Raw genomic sequence first — 15,907 nt, 5'->3', positions numbered from 1 at the left:
AAAAGCTCATAAATCCTTCTCCTATTTGGTTTTTTTGTTTGTTCAGCAACCCCTATTCTAATCTCGGAAACTTAGATATTTTCTTCAAAGTGAATGGAACAGAAACAGAAACAAAATTTTAAAAAAATAATAACCTTTCAACTATAGGAAATAAATTTATTGGTTAGTTACTATAAAAGACCCTATAGCAGAAAAAATGGTTATTTTAACTCCTTCATATATTCATAAACAATCAAACAAAAAATCAAACAATTTAATATTATTTTCATAGATTATATTAACCAGTTTAATTTTTCATCTAAATAAAATTTTTAAACTCTAATGTATGACTGGAGCAATTTACTCAAATATCCAGTGAAGTAGAAAATATAATATAATTCCCACAAAGAAAAAGAGAATAATAGGTCGATCTTCAGTCGCGCTTACCATAGGTAACAAATCGGCTGTAGCTATATACAGAATAATACCTGCTGTAATCGATAGAGCAATAGAAAGGAGGATGTTATTAGCCGTGAAAAATGAGTTAAAGACAGAGCTACAATCGCACCCAATAGCGTTGATATAGCCAATAAGAAAGCTGCCCCGATTGCCTTCTTCTTGCTTTCCAAGCTTGCAAAGTAGAAGAAATCGTTAAACCATCTGGGATTTTATGTAGTAAAACACCAATCAACACAACAAATCCGATTCTTTCATCTACTTTAAAACTGGCTACAATCGTATGAACCAACATTCCTAATAAGGCACCAAGGGTTGTACTTTTAGAATGCGAATGTTTGTGGGTTTCTGCTCCGAAATGAAAATGCGGAGCAAGAAAATGTTGAAATAGAAAAATCAATCCAAATCCAATAATAATATACACAGTACTCGATTCATGAATTTCTAATGCTTCTGGTATTAAATCCATAATTGCAATGGTTAAAAGTATTCCCGCACTCAGGGCCATTAAGCCATTTATTCCTCACCAATTTTTTTAAGAAAGATCACAAGGCCACCCAAGACATTTGCGAAAGCGGCGGTTAAAACATAGAATAAAATGTCCATTGATTCCCACTCCATTAATAAAAAGTTCAACCTGCACTTGTGATAAGTGCAGGTTTTCCTGCATTCACATTACTGTTTTTTATTCAGCATGTGAATTGCATGTCCCATAACCCCTTCAGCTGCTTCCATGAGTGGTTCCGGTAAAGTTGGGTGTGCATGAATGGTAAGGCTAAGATCTTCTGCTGTTGCTCCAGACTCGATTGCAAAAACTGCTTCAGCAATAAGAGATGATACTTCTGGTCCTACCATTTGTACACCTAACACCCGATTAGTTTCCTTATCCGCAACAACTTGTACAAAACCATCGGCATCCGAAACAGATAAAGCTCTGCCGTTAGCCTGGAATGGAAAACGACTGGAAACCGTTTCATATCCTTCTTTCTTTGCTTCGTTCTCCGTTAATCCTGTATAGGCTACTTCTGGATCACTGAAAATAACAAAAGGCATTGCCTGAAAATCAATCACACTCTTTAACCCACTTATCACCTCTGCAGCGATCCTACCTTCGTAACTAGCTTTATGAGCAAGAAGATAACCACCAGCACAGTCCCCAATGGCATAGACATGTTCAACGTTTGTTTGACATTTTTCATTTATCTTAATAAAACCACGCTGGTCTAATTCAACCCCGATATTTTCCAATCCAATTTTCCCTGTGTTTGGTTTTCTTCCAATTGAAACTAAGCAATAATCTCCCTTAATGATCTCGTTCTTTCCATTTACCTGAACATGAACATTTACTTCATCACCTGTATTTTCACCGCCTTGGACTAAAGCATTCGTAATAACTGTGATTCCAAGTTCCTTTAAATGACGTTTTACTACATTTGTAAGCAAAGGGTCCGTACCTGGAAGAATTGTATCTGTTCCCTCAAGGATAGTCACTTTAGCCCCGAATTTGGCATAAGCAGTCCCCAATTCTAAACCAATATAACCACCACCTACTACAACTAAATGTTTTGGTACTTCTTGAAGCATCAATGCCTCAGTCGAAGAGATGATTCTTTTTTTATCAAATGGCATACTTTTTAACTCAGTAGGTAATGAGCCTATCGCAAGTATTAAGTCTTTGTAGGAATAATATTGTTCTTCATTTTCGATTTTGATTTTTACAATATGAGAATCAGTAAGATAAGCTTCCCCACTAATGAATTCAACTCCATTGCCTTTCAGCAAAGTCCGAATCCCATTCGTTAGTTTATTCACTATACCGTCCTTCCATTTCACTACTTCTGGCATATCTACTTCAACTTCACCAGAAACCTTTATTCCCATTGAGTTGGCATGTTTTATGTGTTTTACTCGTTCAGAAGCGCTGATAAGAGCCTTGGAAGGTATACATCCACGGTTAAGGCAAACCCCTCCTAACTCTGCTTTATCCACCAACATCACTTTTTTTCCTAACTGAGCAGCACGTATGGCGGCCACATAACCTCCTGATCCCGCACCTATAACTAACAAATCTAGATCTTTTTTTACTTCAATAGCCATTTTGATTTCCTCCTTCGATGATTTTAAGTTGAATGAAGAGAATTACTTTTAGTTAAGAAGTAAATGGTTTTTGTTCAAATATGGAGACCTATATGTAATTACAATCTGATGTTTTACTTATACCCTATCTTTTCATTTTTAAGACTGGATACTTATACTATTTTATAATTATTTAAGAAAAGGGCTTTCCAATCTTCTGGAAAACCCTTTTCCTTTATTCTTTCACTTTCATAAGTCGCAAACTATTTAATGCTACCAAAAGGGTTGCGCCCATATCTGAAAGAATCGCAATCCAAAGCGTTAACCAACCTGGGATAACCAACAGTAAGGCAATTAATTTAATACCAATTGAAAAAGTAATATTAGCTTTAATTATATTTAGGGCTTTCCGGCTCAGTTTTACAGCAAATGGAAGTTTACTTAAATCGTCTCCCATTAAAGCAACGTCAGCTGTTTCAATGGCCGTATCAGTACCGGCTCCACCCATTGCAATACCAACTGTAGACGCCGCTAATGCAGGAGCATCATTAACACCATCTCCAACCATAGCAACATTTCCGTACTCGGACCTTAATTGTTTAATGTAGTCTAATTTATCCTGAGGCATCAGTTCAGCTTGAATTTCTGATACTCCGACATGCTGACCTATAGCATTTGCAGTACCTTTGTTATCACCTGTAAGCATAATTGTCTTTTTAATTCCTAGTTGATGTAACTTTTGAATGATATCTTTACTTGATTCCCGGACTTCATCAGCTACCGCAATAACTGCAAGGACTTCTTTGTCCGTTCCAAAAACCATAGCTGTTTTCCCTTGATTTTGAAGAGTTGTTACTTTCTGTTCTAAATTCTTATCATAATTAGTGGTAGATAACTCCTTAAAGAGTTTGGGACTTCCAATATAATAGGTTGTTCCATTTACACTGCCCATAATCCCTTTACCAGTAATGGAAGAAAAATCTTCTACAACGATATCCGAATAAGAAATATTTTCCTCCTCTGCTTTTTTCATAATTGCTGAAGCAAGGGGATGTTGAGAACGATACTCTAGCGCAGTAATAATCGATAAAATTTCTTTCTCATTTACCTTTTGGTTCAACACTTTATAATCAGTTACAACTGGAACACCTTTTGTTAATGTACCCGTTTTGTCGAATGCAATGGCCTTTAATGCACCCATTTCTTCAAGGTATACTCCGCCTTTCACAAGAACCCCTTTTTTCGCCGCATTCCCAATTGCTGAAACAATTGATATCGGAGTCGATATGACTAACGCACATGGACACCCAACAACAAGAACAGCTAATCCCTGATAAACCCATGTTTCCCAACTACCATCAAAGAATAAAGGAGGGACAATAGCTACTAATGCTGCAATAATCATAATGATCGGTGTATAATATTTTGCAAATTTATCGACAAACGCTTGAGAAGGAGCGCGTTCTCCTTGTGCTTCCTCTACAAGATGAATAATTTTAGAAATCGTTGTATCTTCTACAAGTTTCGTTATTTTTACTTCAAGTAATCCTTCTTCATTTAAAGTACCTGCAAATACTTCATCACCAACTGTTTTCTCAACAGGGACTGATTCACCTGTAATCGCTGCTTGGTTGACGGCAGAGTAGCCACTTACGACCACACCATCCATAGCAATCTTTTGACCGGGTTTCACGATCATAATGTCACCAATCATGATGTCATCTACATGGACCATTATTTCTTGTCCATTTCGTCTAACGAGTGCTTCCTTCGGGGCAATATCCATTAATGAGCGGATCGATTGTCTTGCTCGATCCATAGAGAATCGTTCTAAAGCTTCGCTGATTGCAAAGAGAATGACAACAATTGCTCCTTCTGCCCATTCCCCGATAATGGCCGCCCCAATAATAGCCACGGTCATTAGAGTCTTCATATCAAAATCTAAATGTAGCAAGTTTTGGAAACCGACTTTAAAAAGTGAATATCCTCCAATCACAATTGATGCTACAAATAGTAAAGAAGTAATCAGATTATCTTCTCCATTTACAAACATGGAAAGATAACCGAAAACTATTAATAAAGAAGCATAAAGTAATGTACTATGTTTTTTATAAAATGGAACTTTATCTTCTTTTCTAACCTCTTTTTCTGCCTTACTCCCTTGTACAGCCTGACCTACTGGTTTTTCAGGGATAACTTTAAGGTTCTCAAACGCACCGGCTTTTTCTAGCTCTTCAATAGAAGCTTCTCCATATACGGAAATTTTTGATGCTCCAAAGTTTACTTTTGCATCTTGTACTCCCGGAAGATCCTTTACATTTCTCTCAAACTTCCCTGCACAATTAGCACAGGAAAAACCCTCAACTCTATATACTTTTTTATCTACTGATTTTGTTGCTTCACTCAACTTCAATAACCTCCTTCTGGTGTTCAAAGGCAAAATGAATAAGCTTCTTTACATTTTCATCATCCAATGAATAAAAGACTAATTTTCCTTCTTTTCGGTATTTAGCTAAACCTAGATTTTTTAATAATCGTAAATGATGGGAAGCTGTAGCGTTTGTGGATCCTACAATATTTGCAACATCACAAACACATAATTCTCCCTCTAAAGACAAAGCATAGGCAATTTTTACCCTTGTATCATCGGAAAGAGCCTTAAAAACTTTAGCTACTTCCATCGGATTTTGTTCAGCAAGGTTATTTTTAGCTCTGGTGACTTTTTCCTCATTAATACACGTCACTTCACAAATATCTTTTGTCATAATTATCCCCCTTATATTCAAACAATTATTTGAATAACTAATTTAGTTATATTGTATTCGAGAACAAACAAATGTTCAAACGATTATTTGAATAATACAGTAAAAAATTTTAACTTTTTATAGCATGGTTTAATTGAACCAATTTAATATCATACTAAAAGTTCCATTTTCAGACATAATCATAATTCCTAAAGCTAAAAATACAATTGGAACGATAATTTTTTCGTATTTTTCTACTGTTTCAGATATACCTTTTACAGCTGATACACGTTGGCATAGATATAATAACACTGCCGCAGCAATATAATAAATTACAATAGTAACGATTAATTCAATAGTGTTTAGCACAGTAAAGTATGGAATATAGACACCTAAGTTATCCCCACCGGCAGCTAACATAATGACTGTAACACTTAGTATAAAATTGCTGAATCGGTTAGTGGATTCAAGAATTTCTTCATCCTCTTCGTCTCCTTCATCTTTTTCAAATAAAACTTTTAACCCTATAAAAATTGGAATCAAACCAAGCAAGCCAATCCATTGTTGAGGAATAAATGCTATTCCAAAAGATGCTAATAAGCTAATGATAATAAGTACAGTAAAGCCTAAATATTGCCCTAAAACAATATCCCTTACCCCACCTTTTCTATTTTTCACTTGTGCAAATAGAACAACTAAAATCACAATATAATCAATACTTGTCGCTATGTATGAGACAATAGCTGATACTATCGTTGTTAACAAAGTTAATCACTCCTATCGTATATAATTTTCATCAGGTGATATTCAAACAATGATTTGAATGTTAATTTCATTTTTTATTTTACTGCTATATATTATTTTTGTCAAACGAATATTTGAATAATTTAAAGCACTAATTTACAAAATCAAAAAAGCATTCATAACTTTTATGTATGACAGTTAATCATTATGAACCTTAAAACTATCCCTTATATATTAGTTGCAGTGCTGATTCTTTCATGGTTTGATTGTATTATATGGCATTTTAATTATTTGGAGGGTGTAGGTTTATGATTACTTCTGAAAAGGAAATCGAAAATAAAGTGATGAAAAAGGTTGCAAAAAATCTAATTAGACTTAATGTTCCCTTAGAGAAGATCAAAGCAGCGACCAATTTAGCGGAAGATGTAATAAATGAATTACAAAAAGAAATTACAGAATAATAAACGCCTTGACATGACTCAAGGCGCTTTAATAATTATGAAATGAAACTACCCAAGAATGAAAAAAACTTATTGATTGAGTATAAAATATCCCCAAAGAAACGGAAATACTTTTTACATTATTCTGGCTTGTTGTCAACTTTACCAGTATCAGTATAAAACTCTTTTAAATTATTATATTTAACAGTTGTTACCATCCCAGATGAAGCATGGTGTAAGTCATGGCAATGAAACAGCCAATTTCCCGGATTGTCTGCAACAAAAGCAACTTCATATGTTTCACCATATTTAACATTTAGTGTATCTTTAATGATAGGCGATCCCTTAAGTTCTTCACCATTTTTACTTAGTACTTGGAAGAAATGACCATGAAGATGCATAGGATGATCTGCCTGATCCATACTGTTATTCGTTAGTGTAACCTTTACCTTGTCTCCCTCATTAACCTCTATAGGTGGTATATCTGGATATGTTTTCCCATTGATTGTCCAAACCATACCCATTCCTGCATTCTCGTCCATCGCAGTACCAAGTTCCATTTCGTATTCAACGTCAAAATTATCATTTAAAGAAAACTGTGATTCCGTTTTTTCGCCAAGTGCAGTGAGTTCTACCAAGTCAGTTGTTGAATTATGTTTGGCTTTTTCACCGTTTCCATCTTCATAAACAACATCGATTTTCATATCTGCCGCTGCTTCCATTTCACCATGACAATCAATGGTAAAGTCCTCAGTACCATTTGCAACAAATTCGACATCAATTCGTTCTCCCGGTGCGACTTCAAACACTGAACCGTTTACGAATTGAGGTTTATTTACTTTTTGACCATCTACATGAGTTACCTTATATTCAACAGGAATATGAATTTGATGTGCCATGTATCCTGCGTTGACAAATCTTAATTTAACTGTTTCTCCCTTTTTTACTTTTAACGGTTCATTTTCTTCATATGTTTTTCCGTTAATTGTATAAATATCATATGTCGACATATCATGAGTCATCATCATCTGTCCGTTTTCCATGTCCATGCTATCATGATCCATTCCGTCCATGTCGTTATGGTTCATATCTTCCATTCCATTTGTTTCAGTTTGTGATTCTGTTTCTGTGTGACTCCCTGATTCCCATTCATCAAGAACAAGCGTATAATCTCGATCATATTTTTCGTCTTCTGCGGATTCTACGATAATAGTTCCATACATTCCTTTGTCTAATTGATTCACTCCATCCTGATGAGAATGATACCAATAAGTTCCCGGATCTTCTGCCACGAATTCATACGTATATGTTTCACCGGGGACAACAGCATCTTGTGTTACACCGGGGATTCCATCCTGTGTATTTGGAACAGGAATACCATGCCAATGAATCGAAACAGGCTCCTCCAATTCATTTTTTAAGTTGACTTTAACTACTTCTCCTTGTTTTACTCGAATTTGCTCCCCCGGAATGGTACCGTTGTAAGTCCAAGCAGTTATGGTTTTGTCTGCACTTAATTTCCATTCCTTCTCTTGTGCGAGTAAATTGATCTCATTTACCTTTTTTCCTTTCGTATCTTCCGTCTTAACCTGTACAACATTTTGTGAGGATTTATCTGTAGACTTTTGAGTTGAATTGTTTTCAGTTTCTATAGTTTGTTGTGTACAGGCAGCTAATAAACTAATTCCTAAAATAATAATCAAAGTAGTTATTTTTCTCATTTATTTTCCCTCCCTTCCAGAATATTACTAGGAGACTATGAAGAATTTATGCATTTTTAAATATTTCCACTGTATTCACCATAAAAATAAGTTTATAAGTTAGACGTTCAACTGTTTTACCCAATTTTTATTTTGAACAAAAATAATAGGCTGAAAACAATTGTTTAATATCGTTTTCAGCCTTCATTATCTTTAAATTGGGAATCCCTTTTAATTTTAATAAACTGAATAATAAACAAATAACGAAATTATCATCAAAATGAGAACAAAAAATATAATGCCGATATAATCTTTTTTCGTTATTGGTGGACCCTCTTTAATAGGAGTATTTTGTTTTTTTCTGTATTTAATTAACACGAACCCAATAATAATACCGATTAAACTCATTATATGACTTACACTAAAAGGTCCAAAAACCATAGGATTAATTCTTGTGAATTCAACAATTCCTCGAATAACCATAAAACCTATTAAATAATGAATAAACACTTGCCCTTCATAAGAGGGTTTTTTCAAACGTAACCATAAGTAGCCAAATAACAGATAATCTAGAAGGAATTCATATGCCTGAGCAGGATGTAAATATTGTCCGTTAACCTCTACTCCCCAAGGTAAATTAGTTGGGGCGCCAAAGACATCACAACCAATTCTACTTATTCCTTGGGCTAAGATTATTGCTGGTGCAGCTATGTCTAATGTTTGCCAAATCGGTATTCGGTGTTTTTTTAAATATAAGTAACCAACTAGTAATCCACCCAACAGTCCACCATGAATGGAAAGCCCACCTTCACTTATAAATAATATTTCAATTGGATGTGATAAATAATAGGCAGGATTATATATCAGTATATAGACAATACGCGCACCGATTATTCCACCTATAAATGAATAAGTTACTCCATTTAACAACAAATCTTCGTTAAGCCCTTTTTGTTTTGCTACCTTTAGAAAAAAATAAACTGCGATTATTAAACCAATTGCAATCATTAATCCAAAAAAGTAAATTGGAATCGGTCCTATACTAATTAAAGGTTTCATTTACCTTCCTCATTTCTTAAACGCCCAGTTAAACTACTAATATATTAAGAATCTCATATTTTACTCAATAAAAATTATATAAAGACAATATGTGAATATATTAGGATTCCTTTTTAACAATTGATTTTAATTCATCTAATTCACTTCTTAATTTTTCATTTTCTATTTCAAGATTCTCCACCTTTAGATCAAAATTCTTTGAATGGTGATCGTCATGATTAGTATGATTTGTCCCGTGCTTATGTCCATGCCCGTGTCCATGCCCAAACATCATAAATATCATCATTAATGGACATGCTAATAAAAGCAAATAGTATAACCATTCCATATTTCTCACTCCTAAATTAATAATTTGTCTCAAGAAATTTTGAAACAACTTTTTATAATTATTTCCTTAATTTTCGAGAATTTCCTAAATCACTTTTAGTCTCCTTTCAATTTTACTTACTTAACATCTCAAATAAATTTGCAGATTTAGATGATAAAATTTGTACAATTAATGAAAAATATTTGCGTTGTTAAAGATAAGTAAATAAAAAATGCTTGAATCATATTTTTGATCCAAGCATTCTACTGTTTTAATATAAATATTATGAACTTTTTATTAGTAAAAATTTCTTATTTTATCAGTAATTTAGTTATCACTTAAATGTTTTATAGTCACTACTGACACTAGATACATAATTTTTGACTCTCAAAACTTAATTTATAAGTTGTATAGGAATAAATACTACAACAACTGCATTGATGTTATACAAGTATTGTCACCATCAAATGTAGAAATTTCTGACTTTGCTACTTTTCCATTATATTCAATTTTCACTTGATATTTTTTGTCCCGTGGTAACCACAAATCAATAAATCCATTTTCAAATGATGTCATTGTTTCATCAACTACTACATTACCATCTTCGTCCTGAATAAATACATCAAAATCTTTTTCCACTAATTCCCCTTGGCAACCTGTTAAGCTATGATTTGTACAGGGATGTGTTCTGTTAACAAAGGGTGCAATTGAGACAAAAAATTCATCTTTTGGTAAGTCATAAGTAGTCTTGTTATTTTCACTATCAGTTACAATGAGTTCGTTTGATGTAATTGAAGCAGATACATCATTATAACTACCAACACTATAATCGTGAACCATTCCCTTGATATCCTGTACTTCTTCATTTGCAACACCATTATTACAGGCTGCTAATATAAAGGCAAACGATAACCCAACCAAGCCTACTAAACCTTTTTTCATCTAAATCACCCCCACTTTATTTGTATTCCGAAAATTTTGTCTTAGGGTATTTTACCATAGAAATTGATTTAAGTGAATTTAGTAATTTAAAACTGTTATTTAGGGCAATAGCGTTGTACGGACGAAAAAAAGGCCTAATATAACGCATAAAAATTTTGGATATTATAGGCACTTCAGTTGTATTTCTTGTTATGTTTAAGCACCTGTTGATGTAGATGCAACTGATTTACTAATTTAGGCGAAAGGGTGGATTAATCATTCCTTCCGCCCTTAATGGCATAGAAACAGCAACACCTTCTGGAAAGTTTTGAATACCTATTCCCAATGCTAAAGTTAAGGCACCGACTAAAGATGCTTCAGTTCCCCCATTTGCAAGTGCGCCGAAAGTAATTCCCACAGCTAAACCTTCAGGGATATTATGAAGGGTAATGGCTAGGACTAACAATGTACTTCTTTTTCTTTCTTTTGGATAAAATCCTTCCGCTTCGCTAATAGGGGTATTGGGATGAAGATGAGGTAAAATTTTATCAATTCCCCATAAAAAAATCCCCCCTAATAAAAATCCAAATGCTGCTGGAAACCAATTTCCTATGGAGTTGTCCTCAGACATTTCAATAGCTGGAGCAAGTAAGGACCAAAAGCTGGCAGCAATCATCACACCTCCAGCAAATCCTAACATACTATCTAATAATCGTTTGTTTATTGTTTTTGTTGCAAATACAAGTGATGCACCTAATGCAGTCATTCCCCATGTAAATAATGTAGCTATAAATGCCTGTATTATTGGATTTAATTATTGGATTTAATTTTTGAAAAAAATCAACTAAATCAATCATAAAAGAGGACTCCTTTTAATAATTTTACATAAATTAAATTTAACCCAAAATGTTTACCATAGGAAACATTTTAATTCTTATCAAAATGACAGCCAATCATTTAAATCCCATTATTACAATACTTATTGTTGGAAGAAAACGCGCCATTTAGCAAGTTGTATTATGACTACGCCCTACACAAAGGAAACTTCTAATAGTTTATTCGCTTTAGTATCAATTTATTTAAGGTCATACAATTTTAAGCCTGATTCAAAAAATATATTGCACATAACAATTTTGTCTGATTAAAAAAACAACCTCTTTTCGAATAAAGAGGTTGTTCATATATTAGAAGTGTAAAAACTACATTATATTACCGTTGAAAAGTCATCTTCGAAACAAATATTGATATATAAATCCCAAGCAAACTTGGGAATAATTCAATTACATTATTGATATTAATATTTTGTTAATATTCCCATCTAAAATCGGGTATATAATCAGGGTATAACTCATTGCGGAAAGTTTTTGCACCCATATCCCAGCAAACAGCTAAATGGGTCGGGCGAAAACGGTTAACCGCCGTAAACATATGTTTTAAAAAGCCGCTTACGCCGTTTGTCGGAATACCTGAGTCATTAAACATAAATTGACCGGATGGACTTGTTGCATAAAAAGCCCGGAACAAAAGAGCCATCCCATCGATTAACATTAATTTCGATTGTTTATTGTTCAATCATGTCACCTCAAACGTTATCTATAAGAAATTTCAAACCTCAAAAACTAACTTTGATTCACAGATAATAATTCTACCTCATTTAAACGATTTTTTAAATGGCCAATATCGATTTTATCATCCAAAATCGACAACCAACCTTCATATTGTTCCGCTATCTCACTGCGTATTTGTTCAATCATTTCGGCAAATTGCTGTTCCAAAATGGCAGTAAAATGGGTGGAAAGAGCCGCTTCATTTTTTGCTAAGTTTGCTTTCATCTGTTCCTGCAAAATGGCTTGAATCATTTCAGCCATCTGTTTTTTCTCATTCTTTTCAAAAAATGTCCGTGTATTTTTGAACCCGGCTAAAGCTTTGGTAAAAAGATCAAGAGGAAGATCTTTTAATTCGTTTTGAAAAACAACGGTTTCGACTCGATCTGGCTCATATAACGAAAAAGAAAGATTCCCATTTATTTTTAGTAATTGTTGTAAAAGCTTTTCATATATTTCTTTTAGTTTCAATGATAAAAAGTTTTCCAACCGCAATGAAGTAGCCCTTAACTCCTGTGCCAAGTCAAAACCAACCAAATGAAGTAATTCTTTCATTGCTTGATGTAAAGCTTTTTTCGCCTCATGACCGCTTCCTTTTATTGTAGCCGGATTAAACGCCTCTTTGAAAAAGTCGTTGAATCGATAATTCGTCCGTTGATAAATATAATAAATGAGTTCTTTTAATTCCTCGTTTACTTGTTCCTTTAAAATGGAGGAGGTGTACGTACGAATTGATTGTTCAGCTGTCTCTTTTTCAGACCTTAATGTTTCTCTTTTTTCTTCTTTCATCTGTTCATCTGTACTTGCTGTTTCAATAAGGTGTTTCAACCGATCCACCGCATGTTCCCATTCCGATTGACCCGCTTGCAAAGTGATTTGTCCTAAATCATTCGTAATAAATTGATAAAAATCTTGTTCGAACAGCGGGAAACGGGAACCATGTTTTTCACCGGTCTGTTTTTCTTTTAAAGCATTTTGACTGGAAACGGGATAAATTTTCGCATTTCGAATGCCATAAGTTAACAATTGCTGTTCTACATATGAAAGAACATCTTGCAGTTCCTCCTCTGTGTTGGCAAGATCAATGGCGTTTACGATAAAAAACATTTTATCAAGGGCAAATTGATCCTTTACTCTGCCAAGTTGTATCAAGAATTCGCGATCTGCTTTCGAAAATGCATGATTGTAATAAGTAACAAAAACAATCGCGTCCGCTTTCTTGATATAATCAAAAGCAACATCCGTGTGTCGTGCATTAATCGAGTCGGCTCCCGGTGTATCTACAAAAGCTATCCCCTCATTCGTTGCCTCTGATTCATAATAAAAATCAATTGCTTCAACAAAACAGGATCGTTCTTCCAAAGCCACAAATTGTTGAAATTCTTCAAGACCAACCGTTACCTTTTCCCCTAATTGATGTTTAAAAACCGGATATCCTTTGGCAAAAGCAGTCAAAAAAGAAATTTGTGTTTGAAATGATTGTGTCCTATCAATTCGTTGGATGATTTTCCCAACAATCGATACAGCTTCTTCCAAATTTTTTGCATCAATGTCAAATTTTTCCAATGCTTCATTTACATCCGCCAACATTTGCTCTTCCCTTTTTAACGTAACAACACCGGTTTTTGTCGGGTGTTCGTCATTTGCCGGCAGGATTCGATTTATTGCGGCGGTAGTCGGATTCGGCGAGACCGGTAATATTTTCTCCCCAACAAGCGCATTGGCAAAAGATGATTTACCGGCACTGAAAGCACCGAATAAAGCAACGGTAAATTGCTTTTGATTCAACCGATTAGCCCTTTCAATCAACTGCTTGCGAATTTTGTCCATATTGGGAATATCTGTCAACAATTCCGCTGTTCTTTCCAATTTCTGAATGATTTTTTGTTGTTCAAGATGAAAAGCAAAAGATTGTCCGGTACTTGCTTTTTTAACAGTTTTCGTCTGATCATTTTGTGGTTCTTTATTTTCCTTATTCACTTCCAAAGGTTCCTCAACAATCCCATTCACTTGTGACTCGGTATAAACAATAGTTTGGATTTCCTCAATAGTATGACGGTCCAATTGAGTATTTTCACGGTTCATAATCGTCAATAACTGATCTTTTACAAATTTATATTCTTTATCCATTTGATCCAGTTCATTTTTAGCTGATAATAAATGTTGTAGTTCCTGATGTTTTCGTTTTATCCCGTCCAGTTCGGTTTCAAGTGTTTCTAACAATACCGTTTCAATTTTTGCCAAAAGATTATGACTGATTGAGATAACATATTTCTTTAGATTATCGGCTACTTCATTGGTAAAATGTAAAACGGATTCCCCGGTCACAAGAGCACCCGGTTTGACGGCATTTTCAATATGTTCATTTTTAACAGGAATTGTCAGTTTTTGAACTTGACTTTCAATCTCGAATGGTTGAATATTGTACTGTTTTAAAGTCGACAGGAACAGTTTTTTCAAATGAACACTAAGTTGAGTATCAACCGTTTTTTGTAGTGCCTGATAAAAAAAGTCGAATCTTGCCTTTCTCACTTCTTCCGTTTTTTTCTTGGAAAAGAACAGTCCGACTTTAAAATCTTTTTGTACCGATTCTAAATATTCTTTGGCCAATTCACGGGTTTCTGCCGGCATTAAATAGGCATTTTTTAACATTTCCTGGATATCTGCAATCATTTGATCCCGGAAATTTTGTAACCCGGATTCTTTTATCTCTATTTCTTCTTGCAACTGTTTTAAATCGGCCTCCAGATGGTTTTGTTCTTCAACAGTTATGGACGATAGATTTTGTTCGAGCTCGTTCCTTCTCATTTCTTGATCTTCTGAAACCTTGCGCAAATGTTCTTCCATGACTAGCCTGAGCGATCCTTCCAATGGTACCGGCTCTTTTTTCGCAAAGATATGTCTAAGTTCCTCAACCATGCTAGTTAATTCATTGTGTGGATGATCAATTTCTTTCAAACTAGTATAAAAAATTTTTACCGGTTGAATATCCCATGCAAGGAAAGCATCCGCTATTGATTTTTGATACGTGTCAAAACTCAACTCATTGGCTTGATGTTTATCAATCATATTGATGACCAAATAAACTTCTTTGCCATGATTTGCCATTTCTTTCGCAAAAAGAAAATTTTCTTCTGCCATAACATGGTTATAGTCCATTACATAAAACAATGCGTCCGCCAAATGAAGAGCTCCCTCGGTTGCCAAACGATGAGCATCATCCGTAGAGTCAATACCCGGAGTATCCATAATCACCGCACCCTTTGGTAAAAATTTTGACGGATATGCAATTTCTACCCTTTTAATCGACTCACCATTTTTAAAATACTGTTTAAAGTGGCCAAAGGAATCGGTTGGCTTGTATTCCCGGACAGCCCCGTCTTTATAAAAAATTTTAAAAGATATATTATCGCTGGCTTTCAGTTTTACCAAATTGGCACTTGTCGGGATCGGGCTGGCTGCAAGAATATCCGCCCCGATTAACCAATTGATCATGCTTGATTTCCCGGCTGAAAAATGACCACAAAAAGCAATTATTTTTTCGCCATCCATTACTTTGGCAAGTAAATCCCTTATTTTATCCGCTGCTTGAAGATCGCCGTTTTTTGTGTAAAACTGATGCAATTCAAATAATCGGTTAATTGAACAAATGTCCCCTTTTGTGAAATCAAGTGTTGATACGTGCATTTTGCTACCCCTTTGTAAGATTGATTATGATAATCCTATTCTAAATGGTTTTTGCCGATTTTCCCACTAATAAGGCAAATTTTTATCATGTTAACAGGTTAAAAGTTTTGCCGGAATAAGAAGCCGCATAATCATTTTGAGAATGTACTACAGTCTCAGCAAATAATTAATTACAAAAACGGCTGAAGGA

The 15,907-nt window shown here is 34.5% G+C and carries 11 protein-coding genes and 2 pseudogenes; 1 reads left to right on the top strand and 12 read right to left on the bottom strand.

Features of this window, described 5'->3' with window-relative positions; all coding sequences use genetic code 11:
• Positions 1 to 535: 535 nt before the first annotated feature.
• From LIZ98_RS08445 to LIZ98_RS08425, 5 genes are all read right to left on the bottom strand, one after another.
• Positions 536 to 943, bottom strand: coding sequence for a ZIP family metal transporter (locus tag LIZ98_RS08445; RefSeq protein WP_227139405.1), 408 nt, complete (start codon positions 941 to 943; stop codon positions 536 to 538).
• Positions 944 to 1,110: 167 nt separating this feature from the next.
• Positions 1,111 to 2,532, bottom strand: coding sequence for a dihydrolipoyl dehydrogenase (gene lpdA, locus LIZ98_RS08440; protein ID WP_227139404.1), 1,422 nt, complete (start codon positions 2,530 to 2,532; stop codon positions 1,111 to 1,113).
• Between the two features lie 214 nt (positions 2,533 to 2,746).
• Positions 2,747 to 4,918 carry a heavy metal translocating P-type ATPase gene (locus LIZ98_RS08435; protein ID WP_227139403.1) on the bottom strand — a complete coding sequence of 724 codons (2,172 nt, stop codon included), beginning with the start codon at positions 4,916 to 4,918 and terminating at the stop codon, positions 2,747 to 2,749.
• Positions 4,911 to 5,276, bottom strand: a complete 366-nt coding sequence (locus tag LIZ98_RS08430) for an ArsR/SmtB family transcription factor (RefSeq protein WP_227139402.1) — start codon at positions 5,274 to 5,276, stop codon at positions 4,911 to 4,913. The genes LIZ98_RS08435 and LIZ98_RS08430 overlap by 8 nt, the downstream gene beginning before the upstream one ends.
• A 129-nt stretch (positions 5,277 to 5,405) precedes the next feature.
• Positions 5,406 to 6,020 carry a CadD family cadmium resistance transporter gene (locus tag LIZ98_RS08425; protein ID WP_041845740.1) on the bottom strand — a complete coding sequence of 205 codons (615 nt, stop codon included), beginning with the start codon at positions 6,018 to 6,020 and terminating at the stop codon, positions 5,406 to 5,408.
• 287 nt (positions 6,021 to 6,307) lie between these two features.
• Here LIZ98_RS08425 and LIZ98_RS08420 point away from each other — a divergent pair, with 287 nt between their 5' ends.
• Positions 6,308 to 6,460, top strand: a complete 153-nt coding sequence (locus LIZ98_RS08420) for a hypothetical protein (RefSeq protein WP_160289635.1) — start codon at positions 6,308 to 6,310, stop codon at positions 6,458 to 6,460.
• A gap of 119 nt (positions 6,461 to 6,579) precedes the next feature.
• Here the strand turns inward: LIZ98_RS08420 and LIZ98_RS08415 are convergent, their stop codons facing one another.
• The 7 genes and pseudogenes from LIZ98_RS08415 to LIZ98_RS08385 form a co-directional block, all read right to left on the bottom strand.
• Positions 6,580 to 8,160 carry a multicopper oxidase family protein gene (locus tag LIZ98_RS08415; protein ID WP_227139401.1) on the bottom strand — a complete coding sequence of 527 codons (1,581 nt, stop codon included), beginning with the start codon at positions 8,158 to 8,160 and terminating at the stop codon, positions 6,580 to 6,582.
• A gap of 216 nt (positions 8,161 to 8,376) precedes the next feature.
• Positions 8,377 to 9,198 carry a prolipoprotein diacylglyceryl transferase gene (lgt, locus tag LIZ98_RS08410; protein ID WP_227139400.1) on the bottom strand — a complete coding sequence of 274 codons (822 nt, stop codon included), beginning with the start codon at positions 9,196 to 9,198 and terminating at the stop codon, positions 8,377 to 8,379.
• 100 nt (positions 9,199 to 9,298) lie between these two features.
• The gene (locus LIZ98_RS08405; RefSeq protein ID WP_041845743.1) at positions 9,299 to 9,526 is read right to left on the bottom strand and encodes a DUF2933 domain-containing protein; all 228 of its coding nucleotides are present in this window, start codon (positions 9,524 to 9,526) and stop codon (positions 9,299 to 9,301) included.
• A 402-nt stretch (positions 9,527 to 9,928) separates the two neighbouring features.
• A complete protein-coding gene (locus LIZ98_RS08400; RefSeq protein ID WP_041846488.1) occupies positions 9,929 to 10,447 on the bottom strand; it encodes a CueP family metal-binding protein in 519 nt (172 codons plus the stop codon).
• Between the two features lie 256 nt (positions 10,448 to 10,703).
• Positions 10,704 to 11,231: pseudogene (locus tag LIZ98_RS08395) on the bottom strand (ZIP family metal transporter); the annotation flags it as partial.
• 527 nt (positions 11,232 to 11,758) lie between these two features.
• Positions 11,759 to 11,974, bottom strand: a pseudogene (locus LIZ98_RS08390) (PIN domain-containing protein); the annotation flags it as partial.
• Positions 11,975 to 12,045: 71 nt separating this feature from the next.
• Positions 12,046 to 15,717, bottom strand: a complete 3,672-nt coding sequence (locus LIZ98_RS08385) for a dynamin family protein (protein ID WP_227139399.1) — start codon at positions 15,715 to 15,717, stop codon at positions 12,046 to 12,048.
• Positions 15,718 to 15,907 lie beyond the last annotated feature (190 nt).

It is taken from the genome of Caldibacillus sp. 210928-DFI.2.18 (genome assembly GCF_020554505.1).
In the GTDB taxonomy this organism is placed as follows: Bacteria; Bacillota; Bacilli; order Bacillales; family Caldibacillaceae; genus Caldifermentibacillus; species Caldifermentibacillus hisashii.
This window is presented reverse-complemented; position numbering and strand designations above follow the sequence as displayed.

Coding starts and splice junctions, on each gene's coding strand:
- lpdA (WP_227139404.1), bottom strand. CDS start 2,532: ATGGCTATTGAAGTAAAAAAAGATCTAGATTTGTTAGTTATAGGTGCG.
- LIZ98_RS08405 (WP_041845743.1), bottom strand. CDS start 9,526: ATGGAATGGTTATACTATTTGCTTTTATTAGCATGTCCATTAATGATG.
- LIZ98_RS08400 (WP_041846488.1), bottom strand. CDS start 10,447: ATGAAAAAAGGTTTAGTAGGCTTGGTTGGGTTATCGTTTGCCTTTATA.
- LIZ98_RS08445 (WP_227139405.1), bottom strand. CDS start 943: ATGGCCCTGAGTGCGGGAATACTTTTAACCATTGCAATTATGGATTTA.
- LIZ98_RS08415 (WP_227139401.1), bottom strand. CDS start 8,160: ATGAGAAAAATAACTACTTTGATTATTATTTTAGGAATTAGTTTATTA.
- LIZ98_RS08385 (WP_227139399.1), bottom strand. CDS start 15,717: ATGCACGTATCAACACTTGATTTCACAAAAGGGGACATTTGTTCAATT.
- LIZ98_RS08430 (WP_227139402.1), bottom strand. CDS start 5,276: ATGACAAAAGATATTTGTGAAGTGACGTGTATTAATGAGGAAAAAGTC.
- LIZ98_RS08420 (WP_160289635.1), top strand. CDS start 6,308: ATGATTACTTCTGAAAAGGAAATCGAAAATAAAGTGATGAAAAAGGTT.
- lgt (WP_227139400.1), bottom strand. CDS start 9,198: ATGAAACCTTTAATTAGTATAGGACCGATTCCAATTTACTTTTTTGGA.